The sequence below is a fragment of the Chitinophaga sp. genome (assembly GCF_036569185.1).
Classification (GTDB): Bacteria; Bacteroidota; Bacteroidia; order Chitinophagales; family Chitinophagaceae; genus Chitinophaga.
Genome location: NZ_DATCRD010000156.1, coordinates 25,486 through 39,659 on the forward strand (window position 1 = coordinate 25,486; position 14,174 = coordinate 39,659).

Sequence of the window (14,174 nt, forward strand, 5' to 3'; positions counted from 1 at the left end):
CGGAATCATATAAAATAATTGTTTACATGTGTTAAAATTACTATATTGTAGTAATACCTCTTTTATGCCAACAGGAGGTATGGTTCAACCATAACATATTTATTCAATCCTAAACCTGAAAAAGCCGTGAATCTGCTGCTCCCTGGCCTGCTTGCTATAGCTTTCTGGCTGATGTTCTCCCTGTACCGGAGTCATAACCGCAAAAAGGCTGAATTGCTCTTACCCGTAAGGTCTGCCAGTATTGTGAAAATTCACAGTTATAAATCCTTCGGCATCATCGCTACCATCCGCTTTAAGGATGAACAAACCCCTCAGATCGGCGACCGGCTGCATGAGGAAGGCAATATTTACCAGATCACCGGGGTAGTAACTCCTGATCCTGTAAAGGAACAACCCAGGGATACCTGGGACTGCCGTCTTGTAAAAATATGACCGATGGGGTATCTTAAAGTATCCTGGCTTCACCACTTTGAAGACGAACCTGTATACCTGCACAGTGAAATAGACCCGCAGCGCTTCGAGAGCCGGAAAATTGAGATTTACCCGGATGGAAGCTTCGGTATTGCCTGCAATATTTTTATTTTTTGTCCTGACACAGCTGGTCCGTGGTTTGCGTAAGATCTTCAAAAAAAGGAGATCTTATGAACGCTTTTATGATTAAAACTTCCGGCGGCCGCTTTTATGTAAGGCCCGCTTCACCGGAACGCTTCCTGGTAGATATAGATGGAGAAGAGGTAATGATGGAGAAAGATGAAGATGGATACGTGCGCGCACCGGGCGCTACAGACAATGGTCGTCGTTTAAACATGGGCCTGCTCAACAATATTGCAGATGAAATTGCGGTGCAAACGGCGTAGAAATTCCACAGGTTGGGGTTACGGATGCTCCTCAAATGCCGTGAGGTATTTGTCGATATACTGCGATTTCGTTTTGGATTTATACTGCATTACAAACCGTGGATGTTCCAGTGGAACTACCTCCCTGAAGAATTTTTCTTTCTCATTTAATGCCTGCAGGAAAGTGGCATTTTTGCCTGTTCCCATACAATAACATACCTCGCGGCTGATGTTCCATTGCAGCTGTTCTTTTAAGCTGCTCACAATAAACGGGTAGGCGGCCTTTGTTAAAGCGGCGCTGTCGTAATAATTGTAATTCACCTCTTTGCCGCCGGGCTGAAGGGAAGTAAATCCAAGCGGGCAAATGGAACTGATATAAAACTTACGGTAAAACTTTTTCACCCCGCCGTAGGCGTCTATCACATCATATACAAATACAGAAGAAGGCTCGTGTGTTTTAAGACCGGTGATTTCGATCCCGCATTTATCCCACATACGTTTGGTGTCTGTAAAAGGAACACCGGTTGATCCGGATCCCAGCCGGCCGGGATTGATACCCAGGATCAGTTGCCGCGGTTCTTTATCGTCATAAAACTTTTTGTAGAACTGCTTCATGATATCCATAATACCGGGGCCTTCCCGGAAAGGGTTCATCACACGGATGCCGGCAGGCAGTTTGCCCGGAAATTGAAGCTGGCTGTTGAAGGAAATGATCTGGTCTGCGATAGTCATTCCGCAAGTTAAGCCATTTGCTGATGCCTGGTAATTTTTTCCAGGATATCTTCTTCGCGGTAAGGCTTCATGATGTAGTCATTTAAGCCGGAACGGAGGTATAGCTCTATATCATCATCCATCACATTACCCGTGATGGCAATAATAGTAACTGCCGCTTTTTTCGGGTCGGGCAACTCCCGTATCATGTTGGTCAGCATAAGTCCGTCAATGCCGGGGAGATCAATATCTGTCAGTATAAAGTCGAATGCTTCTTTTGCATATGCTTCCAGGGCTTCTTCCGCCGAAGAAACGATCAGATAGGAGGCCTGCATCCTGTCCAGCATCAGGGCCAGTAACTTTTGGTTGAGAATGCTGTCTTCTACCACCAGTAAACGGATACCGGCAGGAATAATAGCGTTGGTAGGTGTATTACTCACGGGGACAATGATTTTTTTGGTAGCAGGAGATGAAGTCACCAGCCTGTACCTGATTTCAAAATAAAAAGTGGTACCTTTTCCGGGAAGGCTTTCCACATGAATCTTTCCGTTGTGCAGATCGATGATTTTTTTGGATATATGCAATCCCAACCCGCTTCCTTTATGATAATGGTTATTTCCCTGGGAGAAAGCATCGAACACCAAAGGTAGTTCTTTATGTGAAATACCCACACCTGTATCTTTTACGCTTACCTGCAACAAGTTGTTGTCACGCACATGTGCCGTAATGGTAATACTGCCTTTTTCCGTAAACTTGATCGCATTGGCTACCAGGTTGATCAATACCTGTTTCAACCGGAAGGCGTCGCCTATCAGGACTAAAGTACTGGGAAAATAAATATTCACCTCCAGCGCCAGCGATTTCATTTCTGCCTGTACAGCCAGCGTTTTGCATACTTCTTCAATGGCAATGCGGGGAGAAAACTTTTCTTCCCGCAATACCGGTTCTGCAGATTCCATCCGCGTGTAGTCAAGCACGTTATTTACCACCTGCAGCAGCATTTCTGCTGAATGACGTATAGCCGGCAGCATTTCAGGTCTTTTGTCGTGTTCCAGCAGGTGCGTATAGCCCAGCAGCGACTGCACCGGTGTACGTATTTCATGGCTGATGGTGGCAGCAAAATCGCTTTTCTGTTGTGCGTATTTTTCCGCTTGTTGCTTGGCCCTCAGCAGTGCCAGGTCGTTGCGATACAACCGGATGATACTATATATAATGATACCTGCCAGTAACAGGATCAGGGGGATTTCCCAGTAATTATGCTTATCCAGCCGGTACAGGGAATGGTCAATATCCTGGCCCAGCCGGAGCCGTCTTTTATCTGTTTCTTCAATAATGTGCTGTTTCAGGTTTGCAATGAGGTGAAGCAGTTCTGTGAACAATCGCTCGTTGGCAATTACCAGGGCGTATTCTTTCTGTTTCAGGTTATTGTGGCTGTCGGTCGCGTCCTTGATAAACTTATTGTATGCAGCCTGTATTTTGGAGAGCTGGTCTTTTGAGAAAGCTTTACCGTCTTTATTGGTGTCGTATTGTACAATTTTTACCTGCTGGCTGGTTTGCTGTACCTGCGATTTATTGCTGATCGCATCTTTGATACGGCCCAGCAATTTCTTGCGGCCTTTGGTGGTGGCGGTTTCCGTGGTAATAATCGTATCGGCCTTAGGGGTAGCTACCGGCATTTTAATATTGCTCAGTTGTTGCAGCGGGGGCGGGGTGGCTGAAGTATCCCATATGTGCGATAGCTGCAGCAATGAATCTACGTATAGCCGTGTCTGTAAGTAGAGCTGCGATTTCCGCGCTTTATCAGCCAACAGGGCCTGTACCTGTTTTTCATTCCCGGTGGAGCTCATGGCGCTGTCCAGGTGCGCTGTAATGCTGCTCAGCTGTCCAACATAAGTGTTCAGGTATTTACGGTCGTAGGTAAGCGTATATGCGCGGAAGTTGTTGTCTGCCGCATAGAGTAATTGTACTGCCTGGTCAATATGACCTGCATCTGTTTTCGTGGCTACCAGGTCTTTAACAACGATGCCTAACTGTGTTGACTCTTTTTTTCTTAGAGAGATGATCATAAAAAAGGTCATCAGAACAATCACCATTATCGTTAGCACGGCATAACGTACAAAGGTTTTTTTTTCGTGGGTTGTATACATTGTTACTATAGATTGGGACATTGGCTGGTGGCAAAACCGCTGCGAAAATAGTCATTTTATGGTCCGTAACTAATAGATAATCAATGAAAAACAAAAAGAATGGATATGTAGTTTCTGGTGAATTTCCTATGTATAATTATATTTAATACATTATATATTTTTACCTATTAAAAGTTTCATATAATCCCGTGGTTCAAGGTATAAATATTGGTATATAAAATATCCGTTATGTTCTACAAGAAAAGATGAAGTTCCCTTTTCCTTTTGTATTATTGTTATGCTTCTATTGGCTTGATGGATCAGGCAATAGATTTGCTATCCTTTTGTATTATTGTTGCCGTAATAACTGCTTTGATGCATAACCTGAAAAACTGCTTTTTAACCGGGCTGTTACTCCTGGTGTGGTGGCCATGTACATTTGGTCAGCCTGCTTCGCCTGATCTGCACTACAAATTTCATAAAGGAGCCAATGCCTTACAGGACAGGATCTTTTACCTGTTTACCCTCATGGAGCAGATGCCGGGCCTGTCGCAGCTTATGAATAGTGATAGCGCCCTCAACGCACTGGGGCAGGAATACCGGCAGCGTGTAACCTACCCCGTGAGTAACGGCGTTATCACCGCCCCGCTGCAATTTTCAGAGCAAATTACCAGGAAGGTGAACGCTGCGTTGCTGCAATTATTACAACGGCATCCAGGGGAAATGGGCAGCCTGATAAATGAAATGCGTGGCAGTGGTGTATTTCAACTATACGCTGATAAAGCGGATACCACACTGCTAAGCCTTGCCTGGAAAGATGCGGCCGATGGTATGAACTATATCCTCAACGCCTATACGAATGGAAAAGGGCTCCGGTACCCGGTGATCGATTCCGCCACTTATTATGTAGCATCGCCCGCCTACAGGTCCATGATACAACGTGTGATGGAACAGGCAGGAAAAAAGAAGCCCGGCTTGTTTTTCCGGCCCTCGCTGGATGTGGCGTTGGCGCTGCTGGAGCTGAACCGCCGCGATGAGGCCATCCGTTACGAGCCTTTATCTTCCACCAATGAGGCGGCCTACAGAATGGTGAAGCAAACGGACTGGAGTAAATATCCTTATACCGCTATGCTTATCCTGGGCGCGAGCCCGGTGGCAACGGAGCCTTTGAGCGAAACCGGCAAAAGCCGTTGCCGTACAGGAGCGGAGTTGTACCGCAAAGGAATGGCGCCTTTTATTATTGTATCCGGCGGGCATGTACGGCCTGTAGGAACCCGGTACTCCGAGGCTGTGGAAATGAAGAAGTACCTGGTCAGTGAATTAAAGATTCCTGCCGCTGCGGTAATGGTAGATCCTTATGCACGGCATACCACCACCAACGTGCGGAATGCCGTAAGGATCGTGTGGCGGAGCGGTATCCCGGCTGATAAAAGGATGATGTGCGTTTCTGATATTATGCATGTGGCATATGTAAACAGCCCGATGTTTACCAACCGTTGTAAAACCGAACTGGGATATATGCCTGCGGCAGATATCAAACAATCGGACCTTTACTTTTTGTCGTTCCGGCCGGATCTCCGCTCCCTGCAGGTAAATGCTTTTGATCCGCTGGATCCCTGAGATACAATATTCCATTTATTCATTCGTCTACTTATAAAATCATATCCTTTATTTTATGTCTGATTCCTCTATCCAGCCTCTATATACCATCCTCGGCGCAGGAGGCATTATTGCTGATGAACTGGCCGCTGAACTGGTAAAGCATCAAAAGCGGGTACGACTGGTGAGCCGCTCGCCTAAATCCGTTAACGGCATTACGGACCTGGTACCGGCAGATCTTACGGATGCGGCCCAAACGAAGAAAGCAGTAAAGGGCAGCAACGTGGTGTTCCTCACTGCCGGGCTTAAATATGATATCAAAGTATGGGCAAGCGCATGGCCAAAGATCATGACCAATGTAATTGATGCATGTAAAGAAGCCGGTGCGAAACTCATCTTCTTCGATAACGTATATATGTATGGGTTAGTGAACGGTCCTATGAAGGAAGACGCCCCTTATCATCCTTCCAGCAGGAAAGGGGCCGTTCGTGCGGCCATTGCCACCCAGCTGCTGAATGAAGTAAAAGCCGGTAGCCTTACTGCTACTATCGCCAGGGCCGCCGATTTTTACGGGCCAGGCGCAGATAAAACCGGCTTCCTCAACCTGCTCATCATCGATAAGTTTAAAAAGAACAGCAGCGCCATGTGGCTGGGGAAAGACAATCTGCCACATAGTTATACTTTTACTCAGGATGCCGCCAAAGGTTTGTACCTGCTCTCGCAGGACGATACCTCCTGGAACCAGGTATGGCATCTGCCTACAGCAAACCCCGCGCCCGACGGAAAGGGATATATGCAGCTCATTGCCGCCCAAATGAACACAAAGCCAAAGTATATGAAACTGGGAAGCTTTATGCTTACTTTATCCGGCTTGTTTGATACTGCTATCCGCGAAATAAAGGAAATGCTGTACCAGAATAATCACCCCTATATTTTCGATTCCTCAAAATTTGAGCAGCATTTTAAGGTGAAACCTACTTCCTATGAAGAAGGAATCCGCCTTACAGTAGCGGCATCTAAATAGTCTACTAATTTTGTAGGAAAATAAATTTGGAAGTTATTATTTCTGTCTTATCTTTGCACCAGTTCTTTAAATAGCTTATCAAGAAAGGAGGAGGGACATGGCCCGACGATACCTTAGCAACCATCACTGTGCAAACAGTGAAAGGTGCTGCATCCATCCTGGTTTATATACCGGGAAAGATAAGTCAGATCAATAGTTTTACCGTAAATTATTACTTCAAATAATTAGAAAACTCATCTGGCTCCCAGGTGAGTTTTTTTATGCCCCCACCTTCCTGATAAGCTCATTCAACGAACCTGTTTAATCAATTTTTCATCAAACTAAAAACCAAACAAAAGATGAGCACTATCACTGAACTGATCCATTCTATTCCCGTAGATCCGCAAACAGGCGCTATTGCTGTACCTATTTACCAAACCTCTACTTTTATTCAGGAAGCGCCTGGTGTAAATAAGGGATACGACTATGCCCGGTCCAATAATCCAACCCGTGAAACGGCGGAAAAGATCATTGCCAAACTGGAAGGTGGCGCCACCGCATCTGCTTTTGCCAGCGGCCTGGCGGCCATTGATGCCGTGATCAAGCTCCTGAGATCAGGCGATGAAATTGTAGCAGTGGATGATATTTATGGCGGCGCTTTCCGCTTATTCAACAAAGTATATGAGAAGTTCGGTATTAAAGTAAATTATGTAGATACCTCTGATACACAGGCGGTGTTTAATGCCATCACACCGGCTACCCGCCTGATATGGCTGGAAACGCCCACCAATCCAACGCTGAAGATCTCAGATATTGCCGCTATCGGCCGCATTGCAAAAGCGCATAATTGTTTGTTTTGTGTAGACAATACCTTTGCTACCCCCGTGTTGCAAAAGCCTTTGCAACTGGGCGCCGACCTGGTGATCCACAGCGCTACAAAATACCTGGGAGGGCACAGCGATCTTATTGCCGGTGTAGTAGTGTCTAAAACCCTGCAATTGGGAGAGGAGATCAAATTTTACCAGAATGCCTGCGGGGCTATACTTTCACCGTTCGACAGCTTCCTGCTGATACGCGGTATCGAAACATTGCACCTGCGTATTAAGCAGCACGGCGTTAATGCACAGGCGCTCGCGGAATACCTGGAAAAGCATCCTGCGGTAGATAAAGTATTTTACCCGGGCCTGCCATCGCATCCTGGTCATGAGCTGGCAAAGCAGCAGAGCAAAGGATTTGGCGGTATTATTTCTTTTACGCTGAAAGAGGATACTACGGAAGCGGCAACCGCCTTTGTTACAGCTACCCGTTACTTTAAACTGGCGGAAAGTCTTGGCGGCATTAAAAGCCTGTTATGCCACCCGGCGGCTATGACGCATAAATCCATCCCGGTTGAAAAGAGAAAAGCCGCAGGGGTAAGCGATAGCCTCATCCGGTTGTCGGTAGGACTGGAGGAAACATCCGACCTGCTGGCCGACCTGGAGCAGGCGTTTACGAAACTGCCATCGCCCGCTTTCGCATAAAACGGGTGGTAAGCATAGCGGCTACATTGTCGCCTGTTGCATTGAGGATGGTGGCCAGCGGATCTACCAGGGTGCCTATAATCATGAGCGGGGGGAGCGCTTCTACCGGGAACCCATAAACGCTCATTACCAGCAGCTCGCCAATGTAGCCGCCATTGGGAATACCGCCTTCCACGATGCTGGCGATAACGGTAACGCCCAGCGCCATAAGGATAACGGCAACGCTGTCGAATCCCCTGCCGAACATCGCAAATACCACAGCCATTTTTATGATAGAAGAAATGCTGGAGCCGTCTTTATGCAAAGTAGCCCCTAATGGCACCACTACATTGCCAATATCGTGCGGAACGCCCATCTTTTCCACCGCCTTGAGATTGGCAGGGATAGTGGCAATACTGCTGCCGGTGCCAACTGCTGTAAGGGTGGGAACGATATTATGTTTCCAGAAAATTTTTATGCCGGAGATACCACCGGCAATAAATGCATACGCGCTGAAGCCAACAACAAAATACACAATGCCAAAACCATAGTAGATACCAAGGGAGTGCGCGTAGGTACCGAACAGTTGCGGGCCTACGGTGCCTACCTGGTAGGCGAAGTAAGCGCCCAGGCCAACAGGGCCTGCTTTCATAATGAGGGTCAGGATATCTTTCATCACCTCGTTGCCCGAGCGCAGGAACTGACGGAAGACAACGCCCTTTTCACCGGTGCGCATAGCGGCAAAACCAACCAGCCCGGAAAAAATAAGAAAGGGTAACATATTTTTGCGCGACAGCAATTCATAAAATTCATTCACAGTAAGGAGCCGCACCACCTGCTCGCCCCAGTTGCCAGGCTGCTCCAGGTTCACATCCTTTGAAAGTATTACCTGCTGGTGAATGGGAAAGATCCAGACCGCCACAATGGTGAGAAATGCTGAAACCAGGACAGTGCCCAGGAATACCAGCGACATTATGCCAAGGATACGGCCCAGTTTATGCCCCGCTTCAATGTTGGCAATAGCATCTGAAATAGCAAAGAAAACCAACGGTATGATAGCAGTAAAAAGGAGGTTCAGAAAAACATCCCCCAATGGTTTGATAACGGCTATACGTTCGCCGGATATAAGTCCTGCTATACTGCCGGCTATAATACCGGCCAGCAGCCAGAACATACTGCTATATGTTTTGAGGAAACCCATGCCTGAAGTTTATAATTTACAAGATAACCAAATGTATCTGTCCGGTGAACAATCCGACACGAATATTGTTTATGGTGATAGCAAACCAATATATTTATCATGAAAAGCTGGCTGCTATGTTTGTTGCTTCCCCTGTTCGCTTTGCAGGAACGGACTTACACCATCGGAGAGGTGATGCGCAACGCCCGGCAACTGCACAACGACAGCACCATTGTTAAAGTGACGGGTTATGTGACAAAGAAGCTCCGCGGTAACAATTATCTTTTTGAAGACCGGACCGCCGAAATCCAGGTGGATATTGACCCGAAATTTCTCCCGGAAAAACCTTTCAGCGACCGGGATGAGATCACCATTAAAGCCCTGGTGGAATACGAGATCAATAAGCCCATTACCTTAAAGGTAAGCCGGCAGGTAAGCAACGACTAACGCCCGTGGCTATATGATTTTATGCACAAACATAAAGATGCTCCTTATACTAGCCAGGATCACAATGATTGCCACTGCCACCATAATAGTTTTAGCAGAAATTTTATTGGAAACTTTTGCAGCAATAGGCGAAGCGATGGCGCTGCCTATCACCAGGCCAAGTACTGCATCCCAGTGTACATGATACAGTACGGTTACAAAGGTGAGTGAACTGAGCATGGCTATAAAAAAGCGGGTAGCCTTTACCGTGCCCAGGGAAAAACGGGGATGCCTGCCGCCCGCAATGAGGGACGAAAGTACGATAGAGCCCCAGCCGCCGCCGCCGATGGCGTCGATAAAACCGCCCCCAAAGCCCAGCAGGCCAATTCTCTTGATTTTTTTATCTACATGTTTCTTACGCTGTACATTAATAGCGCGCATCAGGATCACGGTGCCCAGGATCAGGGTGTAAAGCGATACCACCGGTTTGGTGTATTGCGCATAATGTTCCAGCGATGACAACAGGTATGCGCCTATCATTGCCCCGGCAATGCCGGGTAATATCAGCATCCTGAATAGTTTTTTATTCACATTGCCCATCCGCATATGCATCCAGCCGGCAATGCCGCAGCTGAGGATTTCGGAAATATGTACCGCCGTGCTTGCAGAAGCAGGCGGAATGCCCATCGACAGGGAAAAGGTGGTGGAGGTAATGCCGTAAGACATGCCAATGGCGCCATCTATCATAGCAAAAATAAAACCCGCCACGAGGAAATAATAGAAAGTAGGAGGTACGTCTTCCACATAGGTGCGGAAATCGGGCGACTGCCACCATGCTACGCCCAGGATAATTCCCAGTAGTAGGATGCCCGCTATACCATAAATCCAGCGCTGTTTTCTAAAATTGGCGCTTTCCGGTGCATTGCCGTTTACCGGCGGTGTTACTGCATTGGATCCGCCTGTGGTCGTAGCTGCAGATGCAGCAAGGGTAGTAAGTTCTTTCTCCATTTTATTATAATGTGCCAGCCTTAATTCCCCACAAAATACATAAACTCTATGAAATTAGTAGACTGCTTGGAAAAAATTGCGGGGGAGAGAGGGGTAAATCTGCTTTATATCTCCCTAAATTCTAATTCATAATTTGTAATTCCTCAAAATACCCGGACGTATAAAAATTGATTTACCTATATTTGGGGTTGCGAACCAATTTACCAACTACATGCTTTGGCAACTCTTCTGGACAATCATATTAGTGCTATTAAACGGATTTTTTGTTGCGGCAGAATTTGCCATTGTTAAAGTACGTTCTTCCCAGATAAACAGTAAAGGCGGCGCTGCCAGCAAAAGAGCCACCGGCGCAGCTAAAAGCATCCTAAGCAACCTGGATGGCTACCTGGCAGCCACGCAGCTGGGTATTACGCTGGCTTCACTGGGCCTGGGCTGGGTGGGCGAATCCGTTATGACGTCTATCGTTTTACAGGTCATGGAACGCCTGGGTATTTCCATTTCACTGGCCGCTACCCATGTCATTGCCGTAGCCATTGCCTTCACCATTATCACCATATTGCACATCGTTTTCGGGGAACTGGCGCCAAAATCAATGGCCATCCGCAAACCCCTGCCTACCACGCTGGTGGTGGCTATCCCGCTGCGCATCCTGTTCGTCATTTTCCGTCCTTTTATATGGTTGCTTAACGGCCTGGCCAACAGCATCCTTCGCCTTATCGGGATCACACCCGCCGGGGAATCAGAAATTCACTCGGAAGAAGAACTGAAACTGATCATTTCTGAAAGCCAGGAAGGCGGCGCTATCGAAGAAACCGAACGGGAGCTGATCCAGAACGTGTTTATGTTCGACGACAGCCGTGTAAGGGAAATCCTTACCCATCGTAAGGATATTTCATCGCTCGATATCAATCTCCCCCTGGAACAGCTGATAGACCAGGTGATCAAAGACGGCTATTCCCGCTATCCCGTATCCAGTGGCTCGCTCGACGAGCTGAAAGGAGTGGTATATACCAAAGACGTGGTAAAGGGGATGCATGAAAAAACGCTGCATAGTATTACCGATATCATGAAACCGGTATTTTATGTGCCGGACAGCATGAAAATAAAAGACCTGCTGCGTACCTTCCAGGGCCAACGCCTGCAAATGGCGGTGGTGACCAACGAATTTGGCGATACCGAAGGCATTGTTACCATGGAAGATATCCTGGAAGAACTGGTGGGAGATATCCAGGATGAGCACGACCATGAAGCCCCGATCGTGGAGCAGAAAGACGATAATTTTATTGTGAATGCACACGAATACATTGCAGATATCAATGAATTATTACCTCACCCGCTGCCGGAGAGCGAACATTATGAAACCCTTTCCGGTTTAATTAATTATATCCACGGCAACATTCCCAGGGAAGGAGAGGTGATCATGATTGAAGATTATGAAGTGCTGATCCTGAAAATGTTCCGCAGTTCCGTGGAAAAAGCCAGGTTAAGACTGATCCGATAAATAGTTTTTATGGAGAAGAAGATTTTGCACGTGCTGGAAGGACGTGAAAAACATATCACTGAAACAGAAGTGGTGCGGCAGTCGTTGCCTACTGTGCAGTTCCGTTTTGCCAGCCCGTTTATTGTGGTGCATCATATGCCGCCAAAATATTTTGCGCCCGGATCGCCGGAAGACAGGCTGCATCCACACCCGCACCGCGGGTTTGCGCCGGTTACCTTTATGTTGCAGGGGCAGGGTTATCACCGCGATAATGCCGGTAACGCCATGACCGTTAGCGCCGGCGATGTACAGTGGATGTTTGCCGGGAAAGGGATCCTCCACAGCGAAGGCCCTTCGGAGGAATTTCTGAAAGAAGGGGGTAACTATGAATTATTGCAGCTCTGGTTTAATGTACCGGCAGCACATAAAGGAGAAGCCCCCTGGTACCAGTATGTCAAAGGCTCAGAAATGCCCCCGGTGGCAGGGAAAGAGGGCGTGCACCTATCCCTTATTGGTGGCGACTATGAGAACAAAACCGGGCCGCTGAAAAATTTTACTCCCATTACTGCGATCTGGGGCCAGGTGGAAACAAACAGGGAAGTAACGCTTACGGCTACACGTGGATACTGGACGCTGCTGTATGTAGTGGATGGAAAAATAAAAGTGAATGGAACAGAAGTTGCCGGTTATCACCTGGTGGTGTTTGATAAAGAAGATGAGCAGCAGGATATTCATATCACGGCCCTTGAAAATACCCGCCTCTTATATCTTTGTGCGGAGCCTATCAACGAACCGGTGGCGGCAAAAGATAATTTTGTAATGAATACTGACCAGGAAATACAGCAGGCCATACAGGATTATAAAAACGGTTTATTTGGTACGCTGGAACAATAAAAAGGAGGGGTAATGCCCCTCCGTTAAATTTACCTGAATAAGGTGTCTCTCTTGTGTGGCCAGGATGTATCCCCTTTCCTGTCTTTTTTCTTCTTATGTTTCATTACAGTATCCATTGGCTTTGGAGGAAATGTGTCCTGTGCAAATAATTCAATCTGGTCAATCTGTGTGGTCTTTACCGGCGCTGCCTGTACCTTGTCCGGGTTGCCCCTGAAGAAAAAAAGAAGGGTAAAAAGGCCCATGAGCCCGATGCTAGCTGCTAGGTTTTTCATAAAAAATAAGTTTTATGTTCAGAAGATAAGCAGCAGATATCATGCGCTGTTTATACGGCCGGGCATTCCCTGGCATAAGCGATTGACATTATTTCAGTTATCCCCCGCCAGTCTTTATCTGCTCCCTTGTTATTGTGGATAATGCACGCCAAAAAGTGGAACGGCAGACACGTTATTTTCCGCCGCCTGCCCACAGTTGGCCGGAAGGAGTGAGGCACTGCTTTTGTGGCCCCTGACATATTGTTCACCAAAATTTTATCTTATGAAAGGCACCAGAAATGAAAACACCCGGCAAAGTAAACAGCAATCATTTTCCAATATGCCACGGCCTGAAATCAGGGACAACCTCGACAGCAGGAAGAATGAAGAACAGGATGATAAAGGCAGCGATACCACGCACAACAGCAAAGATACCAAAGCAGGCAAGCATAAAAAACATTAATGACCCTCAGCTCCGGCCACTTAATGCCGGAGCTGCTTAAATAAACGGAACCATGGATCGTACATTTTTCAGCGCAGCACTGATAATTGTTCTCAGCGCCTGTAACAGTCCCATGCAAAGCAAGGAGGAAAGGGCGGCGAAAGATTCTGCCAATGCGCCTGTGCAGGGAATACCAGAGGAAAAAACAGAAAGCACCAAACTGGATACTACCTATGGCGATTACCGAATTTCCGCTATTGCCACCGGCAACAGCAGCATGCGCGACCTGATGCTGGCCATAGGGAGTAAAAAAGATTCGTCCAAAGCCGACAGCACCATTGAAAAGGATATCAAGGGAGAACTGAAAAACCTGATGGTGGGAGATCTTGATGGTAATGGCAGGCCCGAACTGTATTTACAAACGGTATCCGAAGGTACTGGTCAGTTTGGTAAGATCTATGCGTATGATCTTAGTTCAAAACCTGTAGTTATAAATACCTTTTCATTGGATACAATGCAGCATGGGGCTTACCAGGGAAGGGACAGCTTTTTTATTAAAGGAAAAGCACTGATACGCATGTTTCCTTTGTCTGATAAGGGAGAGCCGGGTGTATTAACAACAGCGGATAAAGGAAGCGTCAGTTACCGGTTACAGAAAATGGGAGATACCCTGAAACTGGTTCCTGCGAAATAACAGCTATTGCAGCAGATCAGCTGCT

At 47.1% G+C, this 14,174-nt stretch carries 16 protein-coding genes and 1 riboswitch; of the genes, 11 read left to right on the top strand and 5 right to left on the bottom strand.

Going from position 1 to position 14,174, the window contains the following annotated elements:
* Positions 1-126 precede the first annotated feature (126 nt).
* Genes VIM72_RS11455 through VIM72_RS11465 form a run of 3 tightly spaced genes read left to right on the top strand, consistent with a single transcriptional unit; the run spans position 127 to position 857 of the window.
* Positions 127-432 carry a hypothetical protein gene (locus tag VIM72_RS11455; protein WP_332002972.1) on the top strand — a complete coding sequence of 102 codons (306 nt, stop codon included), beginning with the start codon at positions 127-129 and terminating at the stop codon, positions 430-432.
* A 3-nt stretch (positions 433-435) separates the two neighbouring features.
* Positions 436-618 carry a DUF6881 domain-containing protein gene (locus VIM72_RS11460; RefSeq protein WP_332002973.1) on the top strand — a complete coding sequence of 61 codons (183 nt, stop codon included), beginning with the start codon at positions 436-438 and terminating at the stop codon, positions 616-618.
* 23 nt (positions 619-641) lie between these two features.
* Entirely contained in the window at positions 642-857 is a 216-nt protein-coding gene (locus VIM72_RS11465; protein ID WP_332002974.1) for a hypothetical protein, read from the top strand.
* 18 nt (positions 858-875) lie between these two features.
* On the opposite strand, the gene VIM72_RS11470 is transcribed toward VIM72_RS11465, so the two are convergent.
* Entirely contained in the window at positions 876-1,568 is a 693-nt protein-coding gene (locus VIM72_RS11470) for a uracil-DNA glycosylase family protein (protein ID WP_332002975.1), read from the bottom strand.
* Between the two features lie 8 nt (positions 1,569-1,576).
* Entirely contained in the window at positions 1,577-3,694 is a 2,118-nt protein-coding gene (locus VIM72_RS11475) for an ATP-binding protein (RefSeq protein ID WP_332002976.1), read from the bottom strand.
* Between the two features lie 354 nt (positions 3,695-4,048).
* On the opposite strand from VIM72_RS11475, the gene VIM72_RS11480 reads away from it, so the two are divergent.
* The 3 genes from VIM72_RS11480 (at position 4,049) to VIM72_RS11490 (ending at position 7,795) form a co-directional block, all read left to right on the top strand.
* Positions 4,049-5,293: a YdcF family protein gene (locus VIM72_RS11480; protein ID WP_332002977.1), complete on the top strand. Its 1,245-nt coding sequence runs from the start codon at positions 4,049-4,051 to the stop codon at positions 5,291-5,293.
* 55 nt (positions 5,294-5,348) lie between these two features.
* On the top strand, positions 5,349-6,296 hold the full coding sequence (locus tag VIM72_RS11485) for an NAD-dependent epimerase/dehydratase family protein (RefSeq protein WP_332002978.1): 948 nt from the start codon (positions 5,349-5,351) through the stop codon (positions 6,294-6,296).
* A gap of 72 nt (positions 6,297-6,368) precedes the next feature.
* Positions 6,369-6,482: riboswitch (SAM riboswitch) on the top strand.
* Positions 6,483-6,634: 152 nt separating this feature from the next.
* Entirely contained in the window at positions 6,635-7,795 is a 1,161-nt protein-coding gene (locus tag VIM72_RS11490; protein WP_332002979.1) for a PLP-dependent aspartate aminotransferase family protein, read from the top strand.
* Here the strand turns inward: VIM72_RS11490 and VIM72_RS11495 are convergent.
* A complete protein-coding gene (locus tag VIM72_RS11495; protein WP_332002980.1) occupies positions 7,764-8,948 on the bottom strand; it encodes a dicarboxylate/amino acid:cation symporter in 1,185 nt (394 codons plus the stop codon). The genes VIM72_RS11490 and VIM72_RS11495 overlap by 32 nt on opposite strands.
* Before the next feature lie 126 nt (positions 8,949-9,074).
* Here VIM72_RS11495 and VIM72_RS11500 point away from each other — a divergent pair, with 126 nt between their 5' ends.
* Positions 9,075-9,401, top strand: a complete 327-nt coding sequence (locus VIM72_RS11500) for a NirD/YgiW/YdeI family stress tolerance protein (RefSeq protein WP_332002981.1) — start codon at positions 9,075-9,077, stop codon at positions 9,399-9,401.
* Positions 9,402-9,410: 9 nt separating this feature from the next.
* Here VIM72_RS11500 and VIM72_RS11505 read toward each other — a convergent pair whose 3' ends face one another.
* Positions 9,411-10,388, bottom strand: a complete 978-nt coding sequence (locus VIM72_RS11505; RefSeq protein WP_332002982.1) for a sulfite exporter TauE/SafE family protein — start codon at positions 10,386-10,388, stop codon at positions 9,411-9,413.
* Between the two features lie 211 nt (positions 10,389-10,599).
* Here VIM72_RS11505 and VIM72_RS11510 point away from each other — a divergent pair, with 211 nt between their 5' ends.
* Together VIM72_RS11510 and VIM72_RS11515 are read left to right on the top strand one after the other, a co-directional pair.
* On the top strand, positions 10,600-11,889 hold the full coding sequence (locus VIM72_RS11510) for a hemolysin family protein (protein ID WP_332002983.1): 1,290 nt from the start codon (positions 10,600-10,602) through the stop codon (positions 11,887-11,889).
* A gap of 9 nt (positions 11,890-11,898) precedes the next feature.
* Positions 11,899-12,762: a pirin family protein gene (locus VIM72_RS11515; protein WP_332002984.1), complete on the top strand. Its 864-nt coding sequence runs from the start codon at positions 11,899-11,901 to the stop codon at positions 12,760-12,762.
* A gap of 29 nt (positions 12,763-12,791) precedes the next feature.
* Here the strand turns inward: VIM72_RS11515 and VIM72_RS11520 are convergent, their stop codons facing one another.
* On the bottom strand, positions 12,792-13,034 hold the full coding sequence (locus tag VIM72_RS11520) for a hypothetical protein (protein ID WP_332002985.1): 243 nt from the start codon (positions 13,032-13,034) through the stop codon (positions 12,792-12,794).
* Between the two features lie 262 nt (positions 13,035-13,296).
* Here VIM72_RS11520 and VIM72_RS11525 point away from each other — a divergent pair, with 262 nt between their 5' ends.
* Entirely contained in the window at positions 13,297-13,476 is a 180-nt protein-coding gene (locus tag VIM72_RS11525) for a hypothetical protein (protein ID WP_332002986.1), read from the top strand.
* A gap of 52 nt (positions 13,477-13,528) precedes the next feature.
* Positions 13,529-14,149 (top strand): hypothetical protein, encoded by a 621-nt coding sequence (locus VIM72_RS11530; RefSeq protein ID WP_332002987.1) that lies wholly within the window; start codon positions 13,529-13,531, stop codon positions 14,147-14,149.
* The last annotated feature ends 25 nt before the right edge of the window (positions 14,150-14,174 follow it).

Bases quoted from the DNA above. Each gene is read 5' to 3' on its own strand.
- VIM72_RS11460 (WP_332002973.1), top strand. From the start codon at position 436: ATGGGGTATCTTAAAGTATCCTGGCTTCACCACTTTGAAGACGAACCT.
- VIM72_RS11465 (WP_332002974.1), top strand. From the start codon at position 642: ATGAACGCTTTTATGATTAAAACTTCCGGCGGCCGCTTTTATGTAAGG.
- VIM72_RS11470 (WP_332002975.1), bottom strand. From the start codon at position 1,568: ATGACTATCGCAGACCAGATCATTTCCTTCAACAGCCAGCTTCAATTT.
- VIM72_RS11475 (WP_332002976.1), bottom strand. From the start codon at position 3,694: ATGTATACAACCCACGAAAAAAAAACCTTTGTACGTTATGCCGTGCTA.
- VIM72_RS11480 (WP_332002977.1), top strand. From the start codon at position 4,049: ATGCATAACCTGAAAAACTGCTTTTTAACCGGGCTGTTACTCCTGGTG.
- VIM72_RS11485 (WP_332002978.1), top strand. From the start codon at position 5,349: ATGTCTGATTCCTCTATCCAGCCTCTATATACCATCCTCGGCGCAGGA.
- VIM72_RS11490 (WP_332002979.1), top strand. From the start codon at position 6,635: ATGAGCACTATCACTGAACTGATCCATTCTATTCCCGTAGATCCGCAA.
- VIM72_RS11495 (WP_332002980.1), bottom strand. From the start codon at position 8,948: ATGTTCTGGCTGCTGGCCGGTATTATAGCCGGCAGTATAGCAGGACTT.
- VIM72_RS11500 (WP_332002981.1), top strand. From the start codon at position 9,075: ATGAAAAGCTGGCTGCTATGTTTGTTGCTTCCCCTGTTCGCTTTGCAG.
- VIM72_RS11505 (WP_332002982.1), bottom strand. From the start codon at position 10,388: ATGGAGAAAGAACTTACTACCCTTGCTGCATCTGCAGCTACGACCACA.
- VIM72_RS11510 (WP_332002983.1), top strand. From the start codon at position 10,600: ATGCTTTGGCAACTCTTCTGGACAATCATATTAGTGCTATTAAACGGA.
- VIM72_RS11515 (WP_332002984.1), top strand. From the start codon at position 11,899: ATGGAGAAGAAGATTTTGCACGTGCTGGAAGGACGTGAAAAACATATC.
- VIM72_RS11520 (WP_332002985.1), bottom strand. From the start codon at position 13,034: ATGAAAAACCTAGCAGCTAGCATCGGGCTCATGGGCCTTTTTACCCTT.
- VIM72_RS11525 (WP_332002986.1), top strand. From the start codon at position 13,297: ATGAAAGGCACCAGAAATGAAAACACCCGGCAAAGTAAACAGCAATCA.
- VIM72_RS11530 (WP_332002987.1), top strand. From the start codon at position 13,529: ATGGATCGTACATTTTTCAGCGCAGCACTGATAATTGTTCTCAGCGCC.